Source organism: Neomicrococcus aestuarii (assembly GCF_014201135.1).
GTDB classification, from domain to species: domain Bacteria; phylum Actinomycetota; class Actinomycetes; order Actinomycetales; family Micrococcaceae; genus Neomicrococcus; species Neomicrococcus aestuarii.
In genome coordinates, this window is record NZ_JACHDR010000001.1 from 2,655,299 (window position 1) to 2,681,841 (window position 26,543).

The 26,543-nt window shown below is 60.3% G+C and carries 16 protein-coding genes; 9 read left to right on the forward strand and 7 right to left on the reverse strand.

All coding sequences use genetic code 11. From position 1 onward, the window contains the following. Window positions 1-21: 21 nt before the first annotated feature. Both lpdA and HD598_RS12185 read right to left on the reverse strand, forming a co-directional pair. Window positions 22-1,401, reverse strand: a complete 1,380-nt coding sequence (gene lpdA / locus HD598_RS12180) for a dihydrolipoyl dehydrogenase (RefSeq protein ID WP_183666208.1) — start codon at window positions 1,399-1,401, stop codon at window positions 22-24. Window positions 1,402-1,627: 226 nt separating this feature from the next. Continuing rightward, a complete protein-coding gene (locus HD598_RS12185; protein ID WP_183666210.1) occupies window positions 1,628-3,154 on the reverse strand; it encodes a leucyl aminopeptidase in 1,527 nt (508 codons plus the stop codon). A gap of 228 nt (window positions 3,155-3,382) precedes the next feature. Here HD598_RS12185 and HD598_RS12190 point away from each other — a divergent pair, with 228 nt between their 5' ends. From HD598_RS12190 to HD598_RS12205, 4 genes are all read left to right on the forward strand, one after another. Then, window positions 3,383-4,333, forward strand: coding sequence for a proteasome assembly chaperone family protein (locus HD598_RS12190; protein WP_183666212.1), 951 nt, complete (start codon window positions 3,383-3,385; stop codon window positions 4,331-4,333). Between the two features lie 60 nt (window positions 4,334-4,393). Beyond that, window positions 4,394-5,776, forward strand: coding sequence for an MFS transporter (locus tag HD598_RS12195; protein WP_183666214.1), 1,383 nt, complete (start codon window positions 4,394-4,396; stop codon window positions 5,774-5,776). 105 nt (window positions 5,777-5,881) lie between these two features. Continuing rightward, complete coding sequence (locus HD598_RS12200; RefSeq protein ID WP_071893237.1) at window positions 5,882-7,000, forward strand: DUF4192 family protein; 1,119 nt, start codon at window positions 5,882-5,884, stop codon at window positions 6,998-7,000. Between the two features lie 302 nt (window positions 7,001-7,302). Next, window positions 7,303-8,754 carry an RNA polymerase sigma factor gene (locus HD598_RS12205; protein WP_183666216.1) on the forward strand — a complete coding sequence of 484 codons (1,452 nt, stop codon included), beginning with the start codon at window positions 7,303-7,305 and terminating at the stop codon, window positions 8,752-8,754. 399 nt (window positions 8,755-9,153) lie between these two features. Here HD598_RS12205 and HD598_RS12210 read toward each other — a convergent pair whose 3' ends face one another. Next, window positions 9,154-9,378 (reverse strand): DUF7455 domain-containing protein, encoded by a 225-nt coding sequence (locus HD598_RS12210; RefSeq protein WP_071895079.1) that lies wholly within the window; start codon window positions 9,376-9,378, stop codon window positions 9,154-9,156. 296 nt (window positions 9,379-9,674) lie between these two features. Between HD598_RS12210 and HD598_RS12215 the strand changes: the two genes are divergently transcribed. Beyond that, window positions 9,675-11,771 carry a DNA gyrase/topoisomerase IV subunit B gene (locus tag HD598_RS12215; RefSeq protein ID WP_183666218.1) on the forward strand — a complete coding sequence of 699 codons (2,097 nt, stop codon included), beginning with the start codon at window positions 9,675-9,677 and terminating at the stop codon, window positions 11,769-11,771. Here the strand turns inward: HD598_RS12215 and HD598_RS12220 are convergent. Beyond that, the gene (locus HD598_RS12220; protein ID WP_260170743.1) at window positions 11,768-12,628 is read right to left on the reverse strand and encodes a M56 family metallopeptidase; all 861 of its coding nucleotides are present in this window, start codon (window positions 12,626-12,628) and stop codon (window positions 11,768-11,770) included. The two genes, HD598_RS12215 and HD598_RS12220, sit on opposite strands and share 4 nt — an antisense overlap. Window positions 12,629-12,639: 11 nt before the next feature. Beyond that, window positions 12,640-13,011, reverse strand: a complete 372-nt coding sequence (locus HD598_RS12225) for a BlaI/MecI/CopY family transcriptional regulator (protein WP_071893241.1) — start codon at window positions 13,009-13,011, stop codon at window positions 12,640-12,642. A 195-nt stretch (window positions 13,012-13,206) separates the two neighbouring features. Here HD598_RS12225 and HD598_RS12230 point away from each other — a divergent pair, with 195 nt between their 5' ends. Genes HD598_RS12230 through cydC form a run of 3 tightly spaced genes read left to right on the forward strand, consistent with a single transcriptional unit; the run spans window position 13,207 to window position 19,423 of the window. Beyond that, on the forward strand, window positions 13,207-14,799 hold the full coding sequence (locus HD598_RS12230) for a cytochrome ubiquinol oxidase subunit I (RefSeq protein WP_071893242.1): 1,593 nt from the start codon (window positions 13,207-13,209) through the stop codon (window positions 14,797-14,799). Between the two features lie 48 nt (window positions 14,800-14,847). Next, window positions 14,848-15,891 carry a cytochrome d ubiquinol oxidase subunit II gene (cydB, locus tag HD598_RS12235; protein WP_183666222.1) on the forward strand — a complete coding sequence of 348 codons (1,044 nt, stop codon included), beginning with the start codon at window positions 14,848-14,850 and terminating at the stop codon, window positions 15,889-15,891. Between the two features lie 10 nt (window positions 15,892-15,901). Then, on the forward strand, window positions 15,902-19,423 hold the full coding sequence (gene cydC, locus HD598_RS12240) for a thiol reductant ABC exporter subunit CydC (RefSeq protein ID WP_183666224.1): 3,522 nt from the start codon (window positions 15,902-15,904) through the stop codon (window positions 19,421-19,423). Between the two features lie 25 nt (window positions 19,424-19,448). On the opposite strand, the gene HD598_RS12245 is transcribed toward cydC, so the two are convergent. Together HD598_RS12245 and HD598_RS12250 are read right to left on the reverse strand one after the other, a co-directional pair. Continuing rightward, window positions 19,449-20,951 (reverse strand): TIGR01777 family oxidoreductase, encoded by a 1,503-nt coding sequence (locus HD598_RS12245; RefSeq protein ID WP_183666226.1) that lies wholly within the window; start codon window positions 20,949-20,951, stop codon window positions 19,449-19,451. Window positions 20,952-21,030: 79 nt separating this feature from the next. Next, on the reverse strand, window positions 21,031-23,703 hold the full coding sequence (locus HD598_RS12250; protein WP_183666228.1) for a DNA gyrase/topoisomerase IV subunit A: 2,673 nt from the start codon (window positions 23,701-23,703) through the stop codon (window positions 21,031-21,033). 62 nt (window positions 23,704-23,765) lie between these two features. Between HD598_RS12250 and HD598_RS12255 the strand changes: the two genes are divergently transcribed. Beyond that, window positions 23,766-26,444 (forward strand): bifunctional acetate--CoA ligase family protein/GNAT family N-acetyltransferase, encoded by a 2,679-nt coding sequence (locus HD598_RS12255; protein WP_183666230.1) that lies wholly within the window; start codon window positions 23,766-23,768, stop codon window positions 26,442-26,444. Window positions 26,445-26,543: the final 99 nt, after the last annotated feature.

Here is a 26,543-nt window from a genome sequence, read left to right on the forward strand (position 1 = left end):
CACCCCAGTGTTTTCTAGGTTTTAGCCGTGAAGTGGCGTTCCTGCCAAGGCAAGAGCGGCTTCGCCCAACGATTCGTTCTGCGTTGGGTGTGCGTGGATGAGCTTGGCAACGTCCTCTGGGTAGGCTTCCCAGTTGACGATGAGCTGCGATTCACCGATCTGCTCGCCAATGCGGCCGCCGATACCGTGAACACCGATGATCGGGCCGTCAACGAGACGGACCATCTTGATCAAACCGGTGGTTCCCAAGATGGAGGATTTGCCGTTACCAGCCAAGTTGTATTCCTGAGTGACGATCTTGTCGTCGCCGAACTTTTCCTTCGCCTTTGGCTCGGAGTATCCAACGGACATGATCTCTGGCTCGCAGTACGTCACCTTAGGGATGTTGATGTCTTCGACGATGGTTGGCTTCAAGCCGGCGATTTCTTCAGCAACAAAGAAGCCTTGCTGGTAACCGCGGTGTGCCAACTGGACGCCTGGGACGATGTCGCCGATGGCGTAGATGTTGCCAACGCCGGTGTGGAGGCGCTCGTTAGCAAGGACGAATCCGCGATCCATGGGGATGCCCTGCTCTTCGAAGCCCATGCCTTCAGTGACCGGGCCACGGCCAACAGCAACGAGGACGATGTCAGCTTCGAAAACCTTGCCGTCGGCCAACGTGACCTTGGCGCCGTTTTCGTTCTGCTCAACCTTCTCGAAGAAGGTGCCGGTGTTGAAGTTGATGCCGCGCTTCTTGAAGGATCGCTCGAGCACCTTGATGATCGCTGGGTCTTCGTTAGGAACGAGGCTGGGCAAGCCTTCGATGATGGTGACGTCAACGCCGAAGGACTTCCACACGGAAGCGAACTCGACGCCAATCACGCCGCCGCCCAAGACGATGGCGGAGGAGGGAAGCGTGTCCATGTTCAAAGCTTCGGTGGAGGTCAAGATACGACCGCCGATTTCGAGGCCTAGAGTACGGGAAGTGGAACCCGTTGCAAGGACGATATTCTTGCCCTTGTACTGCTTGCCGTCTACGTCGATGGTGTCCTGGGAAACCAACTTGCCGTAGCCGTCGATGGCGGTAACGCCCTTCATCTTCAAAAGTCCGGTCAGACCCTTGAACTTGCCAGCAACAATGCTGTCCTTGAAAGCACGGACGCCAGCCAAGTCGATGGAATCGAGGGTGGTGTGGATGCCGTACTTGGCGCCTTCGCGAGCGTTGTCAGCGAGCTCGGCGGAATGCAAGTAAGCCTTCGTTGGGATACATCCGGTGTGCAAGCACGTGCCGCCCAACTTGTCCTTTTCGATGAGTCCAACAGTCATACCCAACTGGATGCCGCGAAGAGCTGCTGAATAGCCAGCGCTACCTCCACCCAGGATGAGTAGATCAAATTCCTGCTCTGCTGCCGATTCGGCCACGAGAACGCTCCCTTGAGATATTCGGGCGCCCCGCGCCCTGCCGTATTGCGACTTCTGGGTAAGAATCGCAAATTTGCGTAGTACTTCGTGCTTTACCTTAGTCCTGCCTACCCGGCAGTTTCAAAGCATTCAGCCAAAAGTTGCCACTCAATGATCCGAAATTGTGTGTGTTAATCAACACGCTTTTCTGGCATGAGTGGCAACTTTTGTACTTGTTATTAACGAATTAGTTCTTTGAGCCGAGGTTACGGGCGTATTCCACGAGGGTGCGGAGCAAAGCACCGGTTCCGTTTTTGCCGGTGTAACCGTATGGAGCGGCGTCGTTGTATGACGGACCAGCAATGTCGATGTGTGCCCAAGGAATCTTGGATCCACGAGCTTCACCTACGAATTCCTCGAGGAATACCGCAGCCGTCATCATGCCGCCGTTGCGCTCGCCAATGTTGGCCAAATCGGCAACCTGGGACGCAATGCTTGAGCGCAGTTCTTCGGGAAGCGGCATAGGCCATGCGATTTCGCCAACTGCTTCAGCGGTGTGGAAGAGACCGTCGCGAACCGTAGGGTCGCCCATGATGCCGGCCGTGCGGCGGCCCAAAGCTACGAGCTGCGCACCCGTCAGGGTAGCGATGTCCAAGAGCACGTCTGGTTCTTCGAGGGACGCCACCGCGAGGCCATCGGCCATCACCAAACGACCTTCAGCGTCCGTGTTCAACACTTCCACGGTCTTGCCGCCAAACATCGTAATGACGTCGCCGGGGCGAGTGGCATTTCCGCTAGGCATGTTTTCTGCGAGGCACAACCACGCGGTCGCGCGGACCGGTGCCTTGAGCTCGGCCAGAGCCAAGACCGCGTGCAGTGCCGTTGCAGCACCAGCCATGTCCGACTTCATCTGGTCCATGTTCAACGCAGGCTTCAACGAGATGCCACCGGTATCGAAGGTGATGCCCTTGCCCACAATGGCAACGTGCTGGTGCTTCCCGCGCGGGTTGTAGCTGACCTTGACGAGGCGCGGCGGACGCGCGGAACCTCGCCCAACCCCCAACAAACCGCCGAATCCCTCTTTAGCCAAGCGAGCGTCGTCGTACACCTCAACGGTGACCGGAAGCGAGGAGCCGGCTTCCTTCGCGTGAGCGGCGAAAGTCTCCGGGTACAGATCGTTGGCTGGCGTATTAACCAGATCGCGGACGTGGTGAACGTGGCGAACAATCGCCGCCGTCTCCTGCAGGGCCGGCTTGAGGGCCTTGTCCGTTGCGGCACCCGTGGCAACCACGACCTCGCGCAGCACCTTCTCGTCCGCCGTCTTAGCGCGCTGCGCTTCAGAGCGGTAGGACTCAAAGGAGTACGCGCCGAGAGCGGCACCCTGAGCGATCGCGACCGCAGCCGACACCGTCTCCGCAGGGAAAGCGAACGTCACACGCTCGAACCCGGTGACCTGACGCGTCACAGAGCCTGCAGCGCGACGCAAGGCTTCGTCGTCGTCCCGGCCATCCAAAGAACCGACGCCAGCAACCACAAGAACCTCAGCATCCGTGCTCTCGAGGCTTGGCAAACGCAGAACCTCGTCCGCTTTGCCGGTGACGCCAAGCGCGCGGAAAGAGGACTCGAGAGCCTCGGAATCCTGAGCTGACAAGGGGGAGGAGAGGAGTTCAGGGCCGTCTGACGTTTTGCGCACCGCAAGTACTAGCGCGTCCGTTCGGTGCTTCTTCAGGTCCGCCGCAATGGCAGTAAGAGTGAGCTCGGGATTCTTTTTCACGAGGAATGAACCTTCTAACTAGATCTCGGAAAACGTGCGACGTGCCAATGATGGCCTCCATCACAGATGCTATGACCATACATTTATTCAGCACTTCTTGCGGATATCCGCGCCGAAGCTCACACGGGAAATGAACGGGCCGGAATAGAATGGAATGTATTTCGCGCACCAGACGTTGTCTAACTACTGGAATGCGTTCGCGCACGAGAATCGGCAAGGAGGTGCCCTATGGATCCCATGGATCTAGTAGAAGTGGATGAGCAGGTGGCCCAGAGCGTTCGTGGTCACAACTTAGATATGTTGGTGCTCCTTGACGGTCATATGGACGCCGGGCAAGCGCTCGCGCAAGTTCGCGACACCTTGTTGGAGGAGCTTCCCACCCGCACGGTAGCAATTTTTGACGCGGATTCGCTCATTGATCACTCCGCTAAACGGCCCCGTATCATGTTTGATAACGGACACTTCGTGGACTACGCGCCGCATCGCATTGCGATCGACGCAGCCACCGACGGACTGGGCCGCGATTTCTTGATCCTCTCTGGACCGGAGCCCTCCCTACACTGGGAGCGCTTCACTTCCGCAATGACGTGGCTGAACAACAACCTCGGCGTCAACCGGACGGCGTTCTTGGCCTCGGTGCCCATGCCCGTTCCTCACACGCGTCCCATTACGGGCACGGTGCACGGCAACTCTTCCGCCCCCGACGGCGGTGCGCCGCAGTGGCCAACCCCCATGGTGGTTCCTGCGTCCCTCGCGAACGTTCTAGAAGCTTCCTTCGAAGCTGCCGGAAAGCCGACTATCGGCTTCACAATGCATGTCCCGCACTACTTATCTGACGGACAGTATCCCAACGCCGCAATTGGCGGTTTAGAGTACATGGGGGCGGCACTGGGGCTCGCCCTTCCTACGGATGAGTTGCGTGAACAGGGACGTGAAGTTGAAGCGAAGGTCGCGGAGCAGGTTGCTTCTAACCCCGAAATCCAGTCGATGGTTCGCAACATTGAAGAGCAATACGATGCTCACCGCGAGGGCTTGCACCCGCAGTCTTTGCTCCTTGAAGGCGGCGAAGTTCCCGACGGCGAGTCGCTCGCTGCGGCTGCTTCCGAATTCTTGCGTCTTGAGCTTGAGGATCGCAACGCTGATTCCGCTCCGGAGCACGACGACGACGCCTCGCGTTAAGCACGAATCCTTGCGTAGTGTGCCGCTTGACTTGCGAAACCGCGAGTTAGGCGGCGCCTGGTGAGTACTTCGTCTTCCTCGTCTTCAGCGCCTCGTAAATACCTCGACACCAAGACCTCCTGGATTGTCTGGAGCGCCGGTGTCTTCGCATACATCGTGGCGGTCACCCAGCGTACGAGCTTCGGCGTGGCCGGTTTGGACGCCACCGAACGATTCGCGGCCACCGCATCCGTTCTCTCCATCTTCACCGTGTTGCAGTACTTGGTGTATGCCGGGATGCAGATACCGGTAGGCATCATGGTGGACCGCTATGGTTCACGACTCATGATTGGTGTGGGCGCCACGCTTATGTTTGCCGGGCAGGCCGTGCTGGCTTTCGCCGAACATGTGAGCCTTGGCTATTTGGGACGCGTGCTGGTGGGTGCAGGCGATGCCATGACGTTCATTTCAGTGCTTCGATTGTTGCCAGCGTGGTTCTCTCACAAGCGGATTCCGGTGCTGAATCAGGTGACCTCAATGGTGGGCCAAGCGGGGCAGCTGTTGTCCTTGGTTCCGTTCGCGGCGGTCCTTCACACTTTCGGGTGGACGCCGTCGTTTGTCTCCTTGGCCGCGTTGTCCTTGTTGGCGGTGATCCTCAGCTTCTCGTTGATCCGGGATATGCCACCTGAAATTCGGGCGCTTCGCACGGCAGCTGGACCGCGACTCAAAGTCACTACCATGCTGTCCCTTGCGGCGAAAGAGCCGGCTACGCGTTTGGGGTTTTGGACGCATATGACCACGAGCTTCTCTCTGCACGTGGTTTTGATGGCGTGGGGCTACCCGTTCTTGATTGCGGGTCAGGGATTGGACCCGGCTGTGGCGTCCGGGCTGTTGTCGATCTTCGTGATCATGGGATTCGTTGCCGGACCGGTGATTGGGGCTCTGACTGCCCGTTACCCCGTGCGCCGATCCACCATGGCCCTCACGGGAATCTTCTTCTCCATGCTGTGCTGGGCAGTGGTTCTTTCCCTCTCTGGACCGGCTCCGCTGTGGCTCTTGATTGTGTTGTTCGCGGCGCTCGCAGCTGGCGGACCGATGTCCATGATTGGCTTCGATTTCGCTCGAGGTTTCAATCCTCCCAACGTCATTGGAACGGCCACTGGTGTGGTGAACGTGGGCGGCTTCCTTGGTGCCCTGCTGACCATTGGTGCCATCGGTGTGGTGCTGGATATTGTGCGGGAAGCGTCCGGGCCCAATGCTCCGCTGTATACCCTCGACGGATTCCGTATCGCCTTCGCGGTTCAGTTCATTCCCTACCTTGTGGGCGTGTTCTTCATGCTGCTGTTGCGTAAGAAGGTCCGTGCGCGGATGGAAGCCGAAGATGGCCTGGCCATCCGCCCGTTGCACCGCGCCATCATTGAAAACTACTGGTCCGGTCGCAAGCGCAAGAACGGCGATATTTAGTCCCCGTTCACCCACAGTTCAGAGATTTCAGTACGACGGCGTAGCTCATCCACATTCTTGATGCTCGCTCGAGCGGGCCAAGCGTGGGGCGACGATTCTGGAGGCATGACAACTCCTTCTGAAACCTTGCGTATTGCTGATGCCGCTGGAATCTTGGCGGCCGTCCCTCACCAACTTCGATTCCACCCCTCTGAAAGCATCGTGGTGGTCCTTGCCACTGATGATCGTTGGCTCGCTACCGCGCGGGTGGACCTGCCACCCCTCGACGCGTCTAGCCTGACGGTCTTTGACTTCGCCGATGCCGTGGCGGAAAAAGTATGCGAAGTTCCCACCATGACTCGTGTCTTCATTGCTGCCTACTCGGACCGTAAGGATGCCGGCCCGCTGGTTGCGGAAGTTAAGCGAGCTTTCGACGATCGGGACTGCCGCGTGGTTGACATGTGGCTGGTTACCGATGACGCCTGGTTCACCCTGAGTTGCTTTCACGACGAATGCGACGAGGGCTACTGCGAGTTCGCGGCAGCAAAATCTTTGGAACAACTAGAACTCCATGAAGCACACCTGCACAGCATTGTCCGCGGCAGCTCCCCGTCCCATGAACCCGTGCTACCAAGTCCGCGCGTGGTCTGGCAACGCAAAGATGCCATCAGGCGGCATGCGGCGCAGTTCGCTCAGCAAGGGGTCTTTGACTTCGAGCGGGCCGAAGTGCTGCTCCTCTGGCTCGAATACCAGGAGCTACCGCTCATGACGTCACTCGTGAGACTGCAAGAGCGCCCTGAAGTCGTAGGACGTTTGCTGGCCTCACTGTTGGATATTGAGGTGCGTGACGCTCTGATGGCGTCCTTCTTGGTCACCGCCGGCACCGTCCAACACTTCGCCTCCCAAATGCCGCGAGCGATCAAAAACGACTGCGCGTACCTTGATGCCATGGCCACCACCAGCGCTCTCGGAAACGGGATTCCGGTCTGGGATCGGTTAGACCGTTGCGCTGAACTCGCTCAAGAGCTGATGTCCGCCGCGGATGGCCGTGAACTGACGATTCTGTTTTCTATCTTGAGCTGGGTGGAGTGGATGCGCGGGCGGGGGAGTAGCGCCCTAGCCTGTGCGGAGAAGGCTCGAGCCATGGATCCGGAGTATTCCCTGGCTCAACTGATGGTTGACGTGGTGATGCACGGCTACCAGCCGCGCTGGGTGACGGATCCGGAGCTTGCGTGGCGCAGCTGAAGGGCGAGTGGCGCAGGTGACACGTAAGGAGCGTTACGCGTTCTCAGTTCACGAGTTTCTTGCTTTCCGTGAGAGACTTTAAGCCGCAGACCCGGTGAGGTTCGTGCTTGTCAAGGAAATTTCCGAAATTCTTTCGTGAGTTCGGGAACATACCTTGCGATTGAAGCGTTGCATTAAGTCAGACCCTTCAGTCGGTAGTTACGTGGTGCAGTTCTTGCATTGTGTAACGGCGCGGACTTGACAGGGTCATAGTGGTGTTACCCCTTTTGTGACGCCACGTACGCTCGCGAGAAAGGTTATTCGTGCCCACTAAGACCAGGCAGACAGAGACTGAACAGGTCGACGAATCGCAGCTGACGCCGCAGCAGAAGTCGGCCATCACGCGACGTAAGAACAAGGAAGCAGCCGCGGCTGCCGCATCTGGCGCTGCTTCAACTGACGAAGCTTCGGCGACTCCAGCCGCAAAGACTACTACCCGTAAGGCGGCTGCTAAGACCACCGCCAAGGCGGGCGCAGCCGACGCTGCCACCAAGCCGGCCGCTAAGCGCGGACACAAGGCTGCAACGGCTGAGGAACCTGCTAAGGCAGCGACTGACGAGACCCCCGACGAGGTCGAGGATCATCATGAGGATGTCGAACCGGAAGTTCTCGAAGAGGCTGACGTCGAAGATTTGCATGACATCGCTGATGACGCTGTCGCTGATGATGTAGAGACGGAAAAGAAGAACGACGAAGACGAAGAGTCTTCTGAAGCTCCTCGGTCCCGCACTGAAGAGCGCGGCGGCTTTGTGATCTCTAACGTTGACGATGACGCTCCCGTAGCTCAGGTCACGGTCTCCGGCGCTACCGCCGACCCCGTGAAGGACTACCTCAAGCTCATCGGCAAGGTTGCCTTGCTGAACGCGGAACAAGAAGTTGACCTTGCCTTGCGCATCGAAGCTGGCTTGTACGCAGAGCACAAGCTCAAGGAACTCCCAGAAGATGCTGATAAGCGTACTAGGTGGGACTTCGAGCAGATTATTCACGACGGCAAGATCGCCAAGAACCACTTGCTCGAAGCTAACCTCCGCCTCGTGGTATCGCTTGCAAAGCGCTACACCGGTCGCGGCATGCTCTTCCTGGACTTGATCCAGGAAGGCAACTTGGGCTTGATCCGTGCAGTGGAGAAGTTCGACTACACCAAGGGCTTCAAGTTCTCTACCTACGCAACGTGGTGGATTCGCCAGGCGATTACTCGCGCTATGGCTGACCAGGCTCGCACCATCCGTATTCCGGTACACATGGTGGAAGTCATCAACAAGCTTGCTCGCGTTCAGCGCCAGATGCTTCAGGACCTTGGTCGCGAACCGACTCCTGAAGAGCTCGCGAAGGAACTCGATATGACCCCCGAAAAGGTTGTTGAGGTTCAGAAGTACGGCCGCGAGCCGATCTCCCTGCACACCCCGTTGGGTGAGGATGGAGACTCTGAGTTCGGTGACCTCATTGAGGACTCCGAGGCCGTTGTTCCTGCTGACGCAGTGTCCTTCACCTTGTTGCAGGAACAGCTGCACTCGGTTCTGGATACCTTGTCCGAACGTGAAGCTGGCGTAGTTGCAATGCGCTTTGGCTTGACCGATGGCCAGCCGAAGACTTTAGACGAAATCGGAAAGGTCTACGGAGTCACGCGCGAGCGTATCCGTCAGATCGAATCGAAGACCATGTCTAAGCTTCGTCACCCATCGCGCTCGCAGGTCCTGCGCGACTACCTGGACTAAGACACCGGGAGTTCGGTCTTCCGTAGCTCGCTGAGTTGGCGTTCCTCGCCACTCTCAGAGTTGCGGTATGTCGAACCACCTAGAGATTGATGGCTCGTTCCCCTCGGGGCGCGGGCCATCATCCGTTTAACGCCTCTCCACGTATCACCGCCCCTCATGTGAGGCCACTTCTCTCCAACCCGCCCCCATGTGAGAACCCTTTGCGACTAGAACTCGCGAAAAAGTTGCAGCAAATTGGCCACGCATGGGGGTGGGTCGGCCGCAGACGGGGTGTTCTGTGGCGATGTCAGCGATAGGTGGTGATGTTGGTAATGGTTAAACGACGGAGGGGCCACGCTACCTTTTCAGTAGCGTGGCCCCTCGAAGTCTCATGGCACCCTGATGGGGTGTGGCTGATCCTTACTCAGCGTCGACGAGTGCTGGCTTTTCGTGAAGACGCTGGGTCTCGTCCTGCCACTCGATAGTCAGGGGGCGCAGCTTAGCTTCGACAGCTCGCGCGTGGTGTCCGCAGAAGAGTAGTTCTCCACCGGATGATCCCAACACGGCCCGAACGTAAGCCTGCGCACCGCAGCGATCGCAGCGATCCATACCGGTAAGTTCTCGGTGTGCAATTGTTGCCGTCATGGCGACCTCCTTATAGATGTACTCATGTAACCAGCTTTCGGCCCAGAGTATTCGCATTTTGAGCAAAAGTTCGCTGAATGCGTACGAAACCGCAATCAAAAGTGACTTCTGGCACGAATTGCGGCTTATCTCGCAATGTTCTCGACTCCGAAATGAAACCTCTCGGCGAGCCAACAAATTCCCCAAATAGGGCAACGATAGACTTACGGGCGCGGAGTTTTTGCGGCGGTGAGCTAGGTTCTCGATTCTCAGAGACGTCATCGCAAGACAATCCCGGTCAATGAAGGAGCGCAGGCGTGGCATCGAACTCGGACTACACAGCTAGACACTTATCCGTCCTCGAAGGCCTCGAAGCAGTTCGAAAGCGCCCAGGCATGTACATCGGATCCACGGACTCCCGTGGCCTCATGCACTGTTTGTGGGAGATCATCGACAACGCCGTTGATGAAGCACTCGCCGGTTACTGCCAATCCATCGCCATCACCTTGCACGCTGACGGTTCGGTAGAAGTCCAAGACGACGGCCGTGGCATCCCCATTGACATCGAACCAAAGACCGGGCTGACCGGTGTAGAGGTGGTCTTCACCAAGCTCCATGCCGGCGGAAAGTTCGGCGGCGGCTCCTACACTGCCTCGGGCGGTCTGCACGGCGTAGGCGCCAGCGTGGTGAACGCTTTGTCTACGCGTCTGGATGTTCAGGTGGACCGCGGTGGCAAGACCTACGGAATGTCCTTCCGCCGTGGTGAGCCTGGCCGCTTCATCGACGCAGGCAAGCCCAAGGCTGAGGCAAACTTTGAGCCATTTCAGGATCAGAGCGAACTAGACGTGGTGGGTCGTGCGAAGCGCGGCACCACCGGCACTAGAGTTCGTTACTGGGCGGACCGGGACATCTTCACGAAGGACGCCGCTGTGTCCCTCGCTGATCTTCAAGCCCGAGCCCGCCAGACCTCGTTCTTGGTGCCGGGCCTGCGGATCACTATCGATGATCTGCGCTCGAACGCTCCCGTTGACATTCCGACGCACGAAGAATTTCACCACGACGGCGGAATCTCTGAGTTCGTGGAGTATTTGGCATCGGATACGCCCATCACCGACACCTGGCGCTTCCACGGTTCAGGAACGTTCCACGAATCTGTGCCGATGATGGATGAGAACGGCCGGAGCAGGATCACGGACGTTGAACGCGTCTGTGAAGTGGACATCGCGATGCGCTGGGGCATTGGTTATGACACCACGGTGAAAACCTTCGTCAACATCATTTCCACCCCGAAGGGCGGAACGCACCAGAACGGTTTTGAGCAAGGCTTGCTGAAGACCATGCGCAAAGTGGTGGAGCAGAACGCTCGTAAGCTCAAGGCCGGAAACGACAAGATTGAAAAGGATGACGCCCTCGCCGGCCTCACCGCCGTCTTGACTGTTCGCTTGGCCGAACCGCAATTTGAAGGTCAGACCAAGGAGATCTTGGGAACCTCGGCGGTCCGCGCAATCGTGTCTCGAGTGATCGAGAAGGAACTGGGCGCCAAGCTGGCCTCCACCAGCAAGCATGACAAGACCCAAAGCGCCGTGCTGCTTGAAAAGGTCGTCAACGAGATGAAGTCGCGCATTTCGGCGCGAGTCCACAAGGAGACGCAACGTCGCAAGACCGCGCTCGAATCGTCAACGCTTCCAAGCAAGCTCGCCGATTGTCGCTCCAACGATGTAGATCACTCAGAGCTTTTCATTGTGGAGGGTGACTCCGCTCTGGGCACAGCCAAGCTGGCTCGTTCTTCTGATTTTCAGGCTCTCTTGCCGATTCGAGGCAAGATCCTGAACGTTCAGAAAGCGTCCATCGGCGACATGCTTTCCAACGCTGAGTGCGCAGCCTTGATTCAGGTGGTCGGCGCTGGTTCGGGCAGAAGCTTTGATATCACCCAGGCACGCTACGGCAAGGTCATCTTGATGACGGACGCCGACGTCGACGGTGCCCACATTCGCACGCTCTTGCTCACGCTGTTCTTCCGTTACATGCGTCCCATGGTGGAAGCCGGTCGAGTGTACGCAGCCGTGCCGCCACTTCACCGCGTCGAGGTCATCAACCACGGTTCAGCGGCCAACGAGATGGTGTACACGTACTCGGAGAAGGAACTTCACGCCGTCCTAGCCGACCTGGAGAAGAAGGGCAAGAAGTACAAAGAGCCCATCCAGCGCTACAAGGGCTTGGGTGAAATGGACGCTCAGCAGCTTGCGGAAACCACCATGGACCCGCGCCACCGCACGCTCCGCCGCGTCAATATCTCTGACGCTCAATCAGCAGAGCACATCTTTGAACTCTTGATGGGATCAGATGTTGCTCCGCGTAAGGACTTCATCATCACCGGCGCAGACCGCGTGGATCGCGAAAGCATCGACGCCTAAGCGGCATCAAGCAATCGGGTGAGGCGCCGGGAGTTCACCACTTCGGTGGGTAGCCCGGCGGCGTCTCGCTCAGCTGAAGCAGGGTGTCCGAAAGTGGACTTTTTAACGTCAGCTGCGGCGTCGTACTCCACGGATCCTTGCTCACCGGAAAACTGCAAGGTAGCAGCCAACGCGCGCAACAAATCCGTCTTTGAAACCACACGCAAGGCTGCATCATCAGCCAGCATCTCAATGAGTTCACTCACGGCGGCGCGCGCCAAACGGGCAGTCGGCAGCCACGGAAGCGAGCGGTGCCACGACTCGAACGCCAAGATCAGCAGGTCGTGCCGCTGGGTCAGGTGAGCGCGTTCGTGCGCGATGACAGCCTTGATTTCGCGATCGCTCAAGTGGGCTATCAGGCCGCGTGAAAGCACGGTGAAGGACTGGCCGGAGCCAGGAACGCAATAGGCGACGGGGGAGTCGTGGGGGATTACCAGCGCGTTGGGAGCCAGGTCGCTCGGTTCGCTTAAGAGCGAGAGAAGATTGCGGTGGCGCAACCGCTGACGAGAAATTCGATACCACGTCATCACGAGCGTGAGGATCAAATGCAAACCCAAGAACGTGCTGAACGCGAGGGCGAAGTGGGTCAGGGTCACGAGCCACAGTTGTGATCGTAGCGCGGGCTCTACCAGCGGCCACACGCCAAAAGCGAAGCCGGCGCCAATCATGGTCACGCCACCCACGAGAGCCACAGCCTGCCACGCCATCATGCCAAGGGCAGGATGCTGGGAGGGCCACTTGGCGCGTGAGAGCGCGACGGGGACGGGCCACGCGAGCGCCACGGCAATTGCGCCCATAATCGTGGCGAGAATGAGCATCAAGGCTGGATCTATGCGGATTCTGCGTAGAGCAATCGCCGCAACGCGGCGGCGTCATCCGTGGACATGCTGCCCAAGAAGCGCGCAAGCACGGCTTCGCGGTCAACCGCTTCGCCAAAAGCCTCGCTCATGAGGTCCGCGGTGTGCTCTTCGCGAGAGCGCACGGCACGGTAGCGGTGCGGGCGAACGTGGCGTTCGCGCGATACGAATCCCTTTTTCTCAAGCCGAGAAAGCACCGTCAAAACTGTGGTGACGGCGAGCTCTTTGCCATCGTTGCCCGGCAATTGAGCAAGCGCGTCACGCGCATCGTTGGCTGTGAGTGAGCCGGAAGTCGCCCACAACAGGTCCATGATGGAGCGCTCGAGTTCGCCGAGGTTAGTCACACAATTTCCTTACTGACACCAATGGGTTGACCGGAGTACGGTATCGGTCACAATGTCCGAATCTATTTTAGCGTTCATTGGCCAATTGTTCTACAGTTAGTAGAAGTTGAATTCTACGCAACGTAGAACAACCAGCACACACACCTTGTTCCCAGCACTCTCAAGCAGGGAACGCTGCCTGAGAAAGGGCTGCTGATGGACCCGTTAGAAATTGCGCGGTGGCAATTTGGCATCACCACGGTCTACCACTTCTTGATGGTGCCGCTCACCATCGGTCTTGGAATTGTGGTGGCCGCACTGGAGACCACTTGGCTCATTACTAAGAAGCAAGAATTCCTTCGCATGACGAAGTTCTGGGGAAAGCTCTTCCTGATCAACTTCATCATGGGCGTCGCCACCGGCATTGTGCAGGAATTCCAGTTTGGAATGGCCTGGAGCGAATACTCCCGTTTCGTCGGCGATGTCTTCGGCGCTCCACTTGCCATGGAAGCACTCTTGGCATTCTTCGTGGAGTCCACCTTCTTGGGACTCTGGATCTTCGGCTGGGATCGTCTCCCCAAAGTGGTTCACGCAGCCTGCATCTGGGCGGCAACCCTCGCCGCAACCCTTTCCGCGTACTTCATCCTGGTAGCAAACTCCTGGATGCAGCACCCTGTAGGCGTAGAAATTCAGGACGGCCGCGCCGTGATGACGGACGCGTGGGCCGTTTTCACTAACAACACCGCTCTGGTCACCTTCCCGCACACCCTCTTCGGCGCCTTCGCAGTAGCCGGCGGGTTCCTTCTGGGAATCTCGTGGTACCACTTGCACCGACGCCGCGCTGAGGGCATCGACACCGTGGACGCGGACGGTCGCGTCATTGTGGGCGAAGCCCCTGAACTGGGTGCCGCTCGCGATAAGACGGACTACTTCGTGTGGATCAAGTCCCTGCGCATCGGCGCCGTGGTGGCCATCATCGCCTTCATCGGCGTGGCCTTCAGCGGTCACGCGCAGGCGCAGCTCATGTTCGAACAGCAGCCAATGAAGATGGCCGCCGCCGAAGCCGCATGTCACGACGGCACTGGCTTCTCCGTCCTCGCTGTTGGCGATTTGTCCGCTCAAGGCCAGACTGACTGCTCCAACATTGTGGCCGTCTTTGAACTCCCTGGCTTGCTGTCCTACCTCGCCAACGAGGACTTCACCACCCCGGTCAAGGGCGTGAACACGCTGCTCCCGGAGTACCAGGAAAAGTACGGCACCACCTACCCGAATGACCCCATGTACGGCGCCAACGCCGGCCAGGAAATCAACTACTTGCCCATCATGGAAGTGACCTACTGGGGCTTCCGCCTCATGATCACGTTCGGTGGCATGGCAGCCGTGGCCGCGGCGATCGCCCTGTGGGTGACCCGCAAGGGCACGGTCTACAACAACAAGTGGATCTCGCGTCTCGCAGTGTTGGGCATTCTCGCCCCGTTCGCGGCTAACTCCGCTGGCTGGATTTTCACCGAGATGGGTCGCCAGCCCTTCGTGGTGGCACCGAACCCATCCTTCACCGGCATTGATCAGGTCTTCATGTTCGCCGCCGCCGCCGTTTCTCCTGGCGTGAGCGCGGGAGAGCTGCTCTTCTCGCTCATTGCCCTCACGCTCATCTATCTGGTGCTGCTGGTGGTTGAGGTGCGCCTCTTGGTCCGGTTTATCCGTGGCGGTATTCCGTCTGCGATGCCGGAGTTGAGCAAGAAGCACGACGATACCGATGGCACCAAGAATGACCAGCACGACGACGATGTGCTTGCGTTCGCGTACTAAGCGCACGCCGGACTCGGTTACAGAACAGAATTTGTAGAGGAATCAGTTATGGAATTTCTGCCTACGCTGTGGTTCATATTGATTGGAGTGCTGTGGATCGGCTACCTCTTCCTAGAGGGTTTCGATCTTGGTGTCGGCATGCTCATGAAATTGTTCGCACGCAACGACCGTCAGCGGCGCCTGCTGCTGAACACTATTGGCCCCGTCTGGGACGGCAACGAAGTATGGTTGCTGACCGCCGGTGGCGCCACCTTTGCGGCTTTCCCGCACTGGTACGCATCACTCTTCTCCGCGCTCTACATCCCGCTAACGCTCGTCTTGATCGGTTTGATCTTCCGCGCCGTAGCGATTGAATACCGTGGCAAGTCCCACCGTGAAAGCTCCCGCAACCTGTGGGACTGGGCGCTCGCAGGCGGATCCTTTGTGGCCGCTTTCGGCGTCGGCGCGATGCTTGCACTCACCACCACCGGTCTCCCGTTGAACGCGAACGGCGACCGAGTGGGCGGAGCCTTCGCCTGGCTGAACGGCTATGCAGTCCTAGGCGGCCTCGCCGTGGTGGGCTTCTGCTTGGTGCACGCATTGGCCTTCGTCATGCTCAAGACGGACGGTGAAACTCGCATCCGCGCTCGTAAGCTCTTGAGCATGTGGCTGCTGGTGGGATTGGCTCCGATGGCCGTGTGGGCACTGATCGTCGTGGCTCGTTCCGGCGAAGTTTTGCCATGGATTGCCGTGGCGATCGCCGTTGTTGGTGCCGTTTCCGCCTGGTTGATGGTTCGCCGCAACAAAGAAGGCCTCGCCTTCACGTTCCTTGGACTGTTCTTGGTGGCCGGTGCCGCCTCCATCTTCTGGGCCGCCTACCCGGTAGTGCTTCCTTCGACGATCGATGCGGCCTTCAACCTCACCGTTGAGAACGCCTCATCCTCGCCGTACACGCTGCAGCTGATGAGCATCGTTGCCGCCTTCGGCGTTCCACTGGTGCTCGCGTACCAGGGCTGGACCTACTGGGTGTTCCGCAAGCGCATCGTGGAGCGAAACATCCCAGAAGCTCATGCTGTGGAGCCGATCGTCAACGTGCTGCAGAAAGTGAAGTGACACTAAACCCGTGGTGGATGACACTCAGGACCAGCTAGCCCGCGAGGACACTATCCGAGCCCGTGCAGGGGCGGTGCAGCGCGAACTCTTTGGACGCGCCGACGTCCGGCGAGCATCGGTAGCACTAGCAGTATTAGCCGTCCTCAAATCGGCTGGTTTGATTGGCCTGATGAGCGTCCTCGCTCACGTGCTGGCGCGTTTCGCCGAGCACCAGAGCGTGGACGCTGGGCTCATGATGGTCATCGCCGCGGCCTCCGTGGTGGCTCAAGCGATCGCGGCGTGGGGCACTCCGGTTGTCTCGCGCCGCGCGTCGGCTGCCGTGGCACAGGATCTGCGCACCCAAGTACTTGCTCGCCGGCTTGCCTCGGGTCGCGTCAACGAACCGCTTACGACGGATGCAAACTCAAGCGGACTTGATGGTGCGCAGGATGCCGGACAGCGTCCGTCCCTTCCACGCTCCGAGGGCGCAGAAGTAGCTCTCGCAACGCGCGGCCTCGACGCCTTGGACAAGTACTTCACGGATTACTTACCTGCACTGATTTTCACGATGATCGTTCCGGTCTTCGTGGGTGTGTGGATCCTGAGCCAGGATTGGGTGAGCGCACTGATCATCGCTCTCACCACTCCGCTGGTCCCGCTGTTCATGATCTTGATCGGCAAGCACACCGCCGAACGCGTGGCGGAGTCCGCCGAAGGCCTTGCCCGGATGGCCCATCACCTCATGGAGCTCGCCCGGGGACTCCCGGTTCTGGTAGGCATTCGACGCGCTCACGCCCAGCGCGCAGCCTTGGAAGAAGTCTCAAACAAGTACCGCGACACCACCATGGGCACGCTGCGAGCCGCCTTCACCTCAAGCTTCGCGCTAGAACTCATCGCCACCATCTCGGTGGCAATCGTCGCCGTGTTCATCGGCGTCCGTCTGGTCCACGGAGACATGACCCTCGAAGCCGGCCTCCTATCCCTCATGCTGGCACCCGAGTGCTTCGCCGCACTGCGCAACGTCGGCTCGGCGTTCCACGCAAGCGAGGACGGCGCCGAAGCGTTCGCCCGCGCCACGGAACTTGCCCACGCACCTATCGCGCAGCCCTTCGCCTCACTGGAATCCAATCCCAACGCCACCAACAAAGCGGAGCCGAGCGGCGTCGTCGTACGGGCAAAGAACCTCCGCGTCCGCTACGCCCAACGGGATTCGGACGCTGTTGGGCCTCTGAGTTTCGAACTCAGCGACGGCGAATCCCTCGCGCTGTGGGGAGCCAGCGGCAGCGGCAAGTCCACGCTCTTACATGTCATCGCCGGCGTAATTCGGGCCGACAGCGAGACTGAACTGAGCGGAACACTGCAGCTGGGTTCGGCGCGCGCACTGTTCGCGGGGCAATCGCCGCGGTTTTCTCGTGAAACCGTGGGCGAAGAGCTCAACTTCTACGCCCAAAAGTCGTTGACCCCAGAAGCCGCTCGCACAGCGCTGGGGCGAAGCGCCTTAAGCGTGGATCTGAGCCAGGCCATCGGCGCGCTCAGCCCGGGGGAGCAGCGCAGGCTCGCTATCGCCCGCTTGCTGGTAGTTGAGCGCGGAGATCAGCAGACACCGCTATACCTGCTCGATGAGCCCACGGCACACCTTGATCCCCGTAGCGCGCAACAGATCCGCGCCCTCATCGCTGAACTCGCAGAGACCGGAAGCGTCATTGCGGCCACCCATGATCCGGCCTTGGCAGCAGCACTGGGCCTGCGCCTAAACGTCAGCGCAGGCGAGAACAGCGGCAGCACCGAGAACATTGCGGATAAAAATGCCGAGATTAACGCCGCAGCCCCGAAGACTGAAACGCTGACGGTCACCGCCGAAAACGCCAAACCAACCCCCACGGCCACCATGGCAAGTGAGACCATCAACAGCGCAGCCCGCTTCCCGTGGCGCTCGCTATTCTCTCGCCGATTTGTGATGGGATCCTTCTATGGCACGCTCGCCGTGCTAGCCGCCGCGGCGCTCTCCGCGGTGTCCGGTTGGCTCATCGTGTACGCGTCCCAGCAACCGCCCATCATGTACCTCTTGGTGGCCATCGTGGGCGTGCGCTTCTTCGGGCTCTCACGCTCGGCTCTGAAGTACCTCGAACGCTTGACGATCCACGAGGACATCCTGCGTTGGAGCACCAACTTGCGCTTGCGCCTCTGGGATTCGCTCGCCGGGAACATCGTGAATTGGAAGCGTCTTACGCACTCGGGCGCTGCCGCCGAGAGGCTCATTGGTGATGTCGATGAGCTGCGCGACGTCCTTCCGCGGGCCGTGACACCCATTGGTTCGGCGGTCATTGCGGGACTCGCGATGCTGATCACCGTGGGTGTGCTGACACCGAGCGCGCTTCCGGCTGTGGTGGGATTTGTGCTCGCCGGGTTCCTGTTGTTGCCGGTCATTGTCTATCGCGCTGAGCGGAACGCGAGCGCCGAGGTGACCGGTTTCCGCACCCGGTTGATGGGCCGCTACGCCGCGATTCAGGGCGCGGCCGCCGAGCTTGCCGCCAATGGGCTCGCTCAGCCCGCCGTTGACTACGTTGCGGGGGACCCGGAGTCGGATCGGCGTCATCAGCGCACCGCGGCGTTCGCTGACGGACTCTCGCAAGCAGGCGTCGTCGTCATCACCGGCCTTGCCGCGGTGGCTACCGCGCTGCTGTGTGTGACCGGTGCCGTGGATCCGCGACTTGCCGCGCTCTCGACCCTCGTGGTGCTCGCGCTGAACGAGCCGCTCTCGCAAGCGGTATCCGCAATTCGTCACTGGCCGACGCTTCAGGCGATCTGGTCCAAGACGGCCCCACTGCTCGAAGACACGCAACGGACCGTGGTGGAGCCGGAACATGCGGAGGAGCGCCCACGCGTGGAGGCAATGGCGGTCAATCGCCTGTCCGCGCGCTACCCGGGCATAGAGACGTCGGTTTTCGCGCCGGTCTCGGCAACCCTGGGCACTGGCCAGTGGTGGACCGTGACGGGGCCGTCCGGTTCCGGAAAATCCACGCTGATCGCGGTGCTGTTGGGATTTTTGAAGTACGACGGCGGAGGCTACCGTTTGTACGCCGACGGTACGTGGCGTGAACCGTACGAAGGTGACGCGGCCGCGTTGGCGTCGCTCGCGTGGTGCCCTCAAGAAGCGCACGTCTTCGATTCCACGATCGCCGGAAACCTGGCGCTTTCACGGAGCAAGGACGAAGCGCTGAGCGAAGCGGAGATGACGGACGTGCTCCAGCGGGTGGGTCTAGGTCCATGGCTGGAGTCTCTGCCGCACCACTTACAGACCCGTACGGGCGCTCAGGGCAGTCAGCTCTCGGGAGGCCAACGGCAACGCTTGGCGGTTGCTCGCGCTATTCTGGCGCGCTCGAGCGTTGTGATCCTGGACGAGCCCACGGCCCACTTGGGTCAGGACGAAGGGCACCAGATGATTGCCCAGCTGCGCGCCGCCGGGAACGAGCACTTGTGGGTCATGGTGACGCACGACGCCTCGCTAGCCCATCAAGGTGACGTGCGCTCAGAGCTCGTGGCGGCGCGGTAGCTCGCAGGTGGTGTCCTCGGCGGGACTACTTGCTGACGCGAGCCTTCGAACCCAGCATGTGCTCTAGCGCCGAGTCCAACGTGGAGTGCCGGAAGACGAAACCGGAGGATTGAACCTTGTCCGCGGAGACCCGCTGGCTCGCAAAAGCGAGTTCGTCCGCGCCCTCGGCGCCCAAGAGCAACTTGGGGCCAAAGGACGGAGTGGGAATCGCGGACGGTCGACGAATCACCGAACCGAGCGTTGCGGCAAATTCTTCACTTGAGACCGGGTTGGGTGCGACCGCGTTGAAGATGCCGGAAAACTCCGGGGTCAGCGCTGCGTGAACGTACAGCGAGAGCATGTCATCGCGGCTGATCCACGAGTTCCACGCCCCGCGCGTTGTGGGTCCGCCCACGCCGGCGGCGAAGAGAGGTAAGAGTCGCGCCAAGAGCCCGCCATCGGGAGAGAGCACCAAGCCTGTTCGAAGGATCGCGACGCGGACGGTATCCGATGCTGCTGCGAGCGCTTCGGCTTCCCACTGGGCGCAGACAGAGGCCAAGAAATCGTCTCCCACGGCGTGATCTTCGGTCAGCGGTTCGGGATCAGTGTTTTCACCCGATAGGCCGTCGTCCTCATATTCGCGGTGCGGGTGGGACCCGTAATAGCCCACGCCGGACGCGGAGATGAACGCACGCTGTTTGCCGTCCGAGCTCACGGTCCGCAGCGCGTTGGCGATGGTGCGGGTGCCCTTGACGCGTGAATCCAGGATTTCTTGCTTGGCAGCCTCCGTGAATCGCCCACCGATCGGATGGCCCGCCAAGTGGATGATGACGTCCAGCCCGCGCATCACATCAAGATCTACGAACTCGCGTTCCGGATCCCAATCGATGCCGCGTTGGAACGAGTGGACAATATGCCCGCCCGTGGTCAACAGGGCGCGAAGTTGAACTCCCATGAACCCGGTGGCGCCGGTGATGCCCACGCGAAGACGCGGCGTGCCCCGGTAGCGAGCGTGAAAATCAAGGTCATCGCGCAATTGACGAGCGCGGTAAGCGAAGGTTCGTTCCAGTTCGGCCGTCAAGGCTTTCTCTGCCGTCCGGCGCGCTATCGACGGCACCTTGGACGGGAGCTGGAACTCCACCGAATCGATGACGTCCGTGCCTTCTCCAAACTGCACGAACTCGTGAGTGTGCACCCACGATTCCAGCGGTCCTTCGGCCATCTGGTCGCGGAACATGTGGGGCGCGTCCAGGGCGGTGTGCCGTGCGGTCCAGGCAATCTCGGGCCGAGCCCAGCGCGAAGGTACTCCAAAGCGTTTGGTCAATCCGGCAAGACCTTCACCCACAGCGCTCGCAGCGCTGCCGGTGATCCCGGGAGCAGAGATGAGGAGCTTGGCTTCGGAACCCACGGCCAATCCGGCGGGAGGCTCGGAGACCACGTGTCCGCCAAAAGGAGGGAACAAGCGGCGGAGCGCGCCTTCGCGGGAGAACCACGAAAACACGGTCTCTTGGTTGTGCTGTACCGATGTGGTGTGCTCAAAATGACCCATAGACACTACTGTGTCAGAGTTTCGCGGGCCTGTCAGGGTCTCGCGAAACTCCGATCACTTTCACGGTAAACCTCCAGCGTTAGAACAGCGTAGAGCCGTCTTCTTCCACTTCGTGCGTGCTGGCGAAGGGCTTCGAGGACGACGGCGCCTCTCGGCTCACGCGGGACGCTGCGGTAGGCCCGGGTAGCTCAGGCGAGGCCGGCTCTGGCGCAGGTAGCGCTGGAACCGTACCAGCGCTCAGATCCGCTTCACCCTCGGGGTCTTGACCTGGGGCAGAGAAGTCGGGAACGGCGGCGTCGTACGCCGGACCAATCACGTCAACCTTTTGCGATAACGGAGCCCCGGAGCCATCGCGCTTACCGAATTCGGTAGGCAGCACACGGGAGACACCCGCCTCGCTTGAGGCGAGAGCAGGACCTGGGCCAGCCCACGCGAGTGCCAGGTCCGTCTCATCCTTAGTGAAACGGTGCGATCGCACGCCAGCAGTGGCGCGACCCTTCGCCGGGAAATCAGCAAGCGGCGTGAGCTTCGCCGAACCGGCTCCCGCGCCGCCAGCGATGGTGACCACCACGGTTTCGTCGCTGAGGGCGTTAACCGCCCCAAAGAAGATGACGCTGTCATCATCGCTCACCTTGATACCGGCCATGCCGCCGGCTGTGCGGCCTTGTGGTCGGACCAATTGCGCCGAGAAATGCAGTAGCTGAGCGTTCTTCGTGATGAACAGCAGGTCCGCTTCATCCGGGGCAGGGGCCGCGTTGATGACCTCGTCGCCGTCCTTGAGCGTGATGGCTTCGAAATCGTCGCGGTTGAGCGGGTAATCAGGGGTGACGCGCTTGACCACACCGTTCTTGGTGCCCAGCGCGAAGACTTCACTCAAGCTCACGAGCGCCACAATGCGTTCGGTCTTGGCGATCGCCGCGAACTCGCTGGCCTTGACGCCAGTGGCGAGGCTCGCCGAGGTCATGGTGGGCGGAAGGACCGGCATATCCACCACTTGCAGGCGAATCAGAAGTCCCGTATTCGTGAGCGCGCCGATCTCTCCGCGAGCGCTCGTAGGGACCGCGGAGAGCACCACATCGTGGCGAGCGCGCGGACCGTTGCTCTGCAGTGGCGTGCGATCCGCCGTACGCGCCAGCAAGCCGGTGGCAGAGAGCATCGCGATACATGGGGTGTCTTCCACTTCGAGAGCCAACGGCGCCTTGGCGGTAGTGCTGACGGCCTCTGGCATCACTGTGCCCTTGAGAGGCTTTGTCTCGGCGGACTTGAGCAACACGGTGCGTCGAGGCGTGGCGAACTGTGCAGAGATGTCAGCAAGCTCCGTGGAGACCACTTCGCGAAGAAGCGCTTCTGAGGCCAAGATGGCGGCGAGTTCCTCGATGGCCTTCTTGAGTTCTTCTTGTTCCTTCTCCAACTCAATGCGGGAGAACTTCGTCAATTGGCGCAAGCGCAATTCCAGGATGTGGTTGGCCTGGATCTCCGTGAGATCAAAGACCTGCATCAAACGGGCGCGAGCCGACGCCGAATCATCCGAAGCACGAATGATCTGGATGACCTCATCAATGTCCACGATCGCCAAGAGCAGACCCTCCACCAAGTGGAGGCGGTCCTTCTTCTTGCCCAAACGGAAACTAGTGCGGCGGCGGACCACGGTGATGCGGTGTTCAACGTAGACCTTCAGGAGCTCCAAGAGGCCTAGTGTCTGAGGCTGGCCGTCCACGAGCGCCACGTTGTTGATGCCGAAGGAATCCTCGAGCGGCGTGAGCCTATACAGCTGCTGAAGGACGGCGTTGGGATTGAAGCCGTTCTTGATCTCGATGACCAGACGCAGGCCGTTCTTGCGGTCAGTCAGGTCAACAACATCGGAGACGCCCGTGAGCTTCTTCGCGTTCGCGGCGTCCTTGATCTTTTCAATGACCTTCTCAGGTCCCACGTTGTACGGCAGTTCGGTGACCACGAGGCCGGTCTTGCGGGCGCTGATCTGTTCAAGCTCCACCTTGGCGCGGGTCTTGAAAGAGCCTCGCCCGGTTTCGTAGGCGTCGCGAATTCCGTCCAGGCCCACAATGATGCCGCCGGAGGGCAAATCCGGTCCCGGCACGAACTTCATGATGTCGGCGAGCGTGGCATCCGGATGCTCGATCAAGTGGCGGGCGGCCGAAATGACTTCACCCAAGTTGTGGGGTGCCATGTTGGTGGCCATGCCTACGGCAATGCCGGTGGCGCCGTTGACCAGCAAGTTAGGGAACGCGGCAGGGAGCACGTCCGGCTGCTGGAGCTGGTTGTCATAGTTGGGGACGAAGTCCACGACGTCTTCGTCGAGGTGATCCGTCATGGCCAACGCGGCTGCGGCGAGGCGGGCTTCGGTGTAACGCGGGGCGGCCGGCCCGTCATCGAGGGAGCCGAAGTTTCCGTGACCATCAACTAGCGGCAGGCGCAGCGCGAAGGATTGGGACATGCGCACCATGGCGTCATAGATCGCGGCGTCGCCGTGCGGGTGCAGCTTGCCCATCACTTCGCCCACCACGCGCGCACTCTTGACGTGTCCGCGGTCCGGGCGAAGGCCCATGTCAGACATCATGTAGAGGATGCGACGCTGGACGGGCTTGAGGCCATCGCGAGCATCTGGGAGCGCGCGCGAATAGATCACCGAGTAGGCGTATTCGAGGAAAGATTCTTCCATTTCGGAAGTGACATCGATGTCAACGATGTGTTCTTCAAAATCCTCTAGTGGGGTTTGATTCTTGCCTCGAGGCATAAAGTGCGTCAGTCCTTAGTGTTTCTAGCGCGCTCAGAGAGCGTTTGGCCTAGGCTAACAATATGGTGGATGGACAGAAAAGCCCCGGATATCCGGCGCACTGGGAAGCTGACGTCGTCCTCAAGGACGGCTCAACAGCACATATTCGGCCCATTACGCCCCAAGACGCCGCGGGACTAGAGGCTCTGCACGCGGGGCAATCTGAGACTTCTATCTATCTCCGCTTCTTCACCTATAAAGCGCGATTGACTGAAAAAGAGCTTAAACGATTCACCGAAGTGGATCATAAGAGCCGCGTAGCGCTCATCGTGGAGCGCTCCAACGCCATCATCGGTGTGGGCCGTTATGACCGTCTGGATGATCCCGAAGAGGCAGAGGTCGCCTTCAACATCTCTGACGCCTTTCAGGGCCAAGGGCTTGGCTCCATCCTGATTGAGCACCTTGCCGCCGCCGCTCGCGAAAACGGTATTGAACGCTTCTCCGCCGAAGTCCTGCCGGAGAACCGAAAGATGATCACGGTCTTCAACGAGACCGGTTTTGATGTGAAACGCCACTTCGATGACGGCGTGGTCATGGTGGAGTTCCCGATCGACCCCACGGAAAAGTCCCGTGCCGTCATGGAATCTCGCGAACACCGTGCCGAAGCCAAGAGCCTCGTGGACCTGTTGAACCCGCGCAGCGTCGCCGTGATCGGCGCCAGCCGCGATTGGGGCACCGTGGGGTACTCCTTCATGGAGCACATTGTGGACGGCGGCTTCGAAGGCCCCGTGTACGCCGTGAACCCCGAAGCCCTCGAACTTGCCGGCACCTTCAGCTACTCGCGACTCTCCGAAGTTCCAGGACCCGTGGATCTGGCCGTGGTGTCCGTTCCTCGCGATCAGATCATGGGCGTGGCTCGAGACTGCGCCGCAGCTGGCGTGCGCGGCATGCTGGTAGCCACCGCTGGCTTTGATGACGGCGGATCAGGACTGGAAGTCCAACGCGAACTCGTGCGCGTTGCCCGCGTCAACGGCATGCGCGTCATTGGCCCGGCGTCCTTGGGAATCGTCAACACGGATCCGGCCGTCAAGCTCAACGCGTCCATGGCGCCCGGCCTCCCTCGGGAAGGCGGACTGGCGCTCTTTAGCCAATCGGCGGCTATCGGCGCCATCCTGTACGCCGCTGCCAGCCGCAGCGGACTGGGCATCTCATCGATTGTCTCTGCGGGCAACCGCGCCGATATGTCGGGCAATGACGCCATGCAGTACTGGGAGGACGACGAACGCACCAAGGTGGTGGGTCTCTACCTCGAATCCTTCGGTAACCCCCGTAAGTTCTCACGCATTGCCCGTCGACTCTCGCAAAAGAAGCCAGTGATTGTGGCCAAGAGCGATGTCATGGGCTTGCGCCTTCCGCCCGGTCACGAGGTCCGCGCCACGCAGGCTCCTCTGGGAGCAGTGGACGCCATGCTGGAACAGTCCGGCGTCATCCGCGTCGGCACTTACGAACAGCTCATGGACGTCGCGCAGATCATTGAGTCTCAACCGCTTCCTGCCGGTGACGGTCTAGGCGTGCTCTCGAACTCTCGTGCACTGGGCCGCGTCGTGGCGGATAACGCGGAGACCAAGGGCCTGAAGGTCGCGGTGCATGATCACGATCTCAGCCTGAACGATGGCCTCACCCGTTCCTTGCCGCGCCTCAAGCACCACCTCATGACGGTCCTCGAGCGTGAAGACGTCCACACCGCCGTCGTGACCCTGTTGCCGAGCCCCGGCATCACCGAACGCGCCGTCGCCGAAGCCATCGAGCAGGTCGGCGCCGAGACCGGCAAGACGGTCATCACGGTCTTTGCTGGCATTACGGATCCCACCGCACTTGTGGACGGGCTCTTCGGGAAGCTTCCGTGCTTCTCTAGCCCGGGCCGCGCGACCAACGCCCTCGCGCAGATAGTTCGCTACGTCCAGTGGCGTCGTCGTGATTTTGGAAGCTTTGCGGAACCGGAAGACATCAACCTCAACCCCGCCGAGGACCTGGTCCACGAATGGTCCCAGCGCGCGAACGGCACCGAGCTGGTCCAGCTCAGCGACGAAGCCGCGTCCGAACTGCTGGCGTGCTACGGGATCACCATGGTGCCGTCGGCTAAATTCGCGGACGCCGACGCGGGCGTGGCCGCGGCCAACCGTCTTGGCTGGCCTGTTGTTTTGAAGACTCAGGACCAGTACTTGCGCCACCGCCTTGACTTGGGCGGGGTGCAGCTGAACATTCCCGACGAAGCCTCGTTGCGCCACAACATCATGCGCATGACGGAAGTCATGGAGCCCTACGGTGCCACCAAGCTTGAAGTCCAGCACATGGTGGACGCCGGTCAGGGCACCATCCTGCGGGCCATCGAGGATCCGCTCCTTGGCCCTCTGGTGTCCTTCGGCATCTCTGGTGACGCGGTCCTGCTGCTCGATGACTGGGCCCATGGTATTCCGCCGCTGTCCTCGACGGACGTGAGTGAATTTGTGCGCTCGCCGCAGGCTGCCCGGAAGCTCTTCGGCTACGAAGGCGTGCCACCGGTGAACATTGATCTTCTCGAGAACATTGTTCGACGCATTGCGATCCTGAAGGACAACCATCCGGAGGTGGCGTTGTTGGAGATCAATCCGCTGGTCGCCTCGGAGCGCACGGTGAGCGTGTTGTCCGTGGATATTCGGGTGGCGGATGCTGCGCGCCGTACCGATAGCGCCCGGCGAGCGGTCTCCACTCACTCCTATTAGGGAGTACGACGACGCTGCTGGGGTCTCGCTGTTGGCTTCATGAACGCTGGGCTCGGTATCGCGAGCAGGCGATACAGGGGGCTTTCACCGTAGACTGAA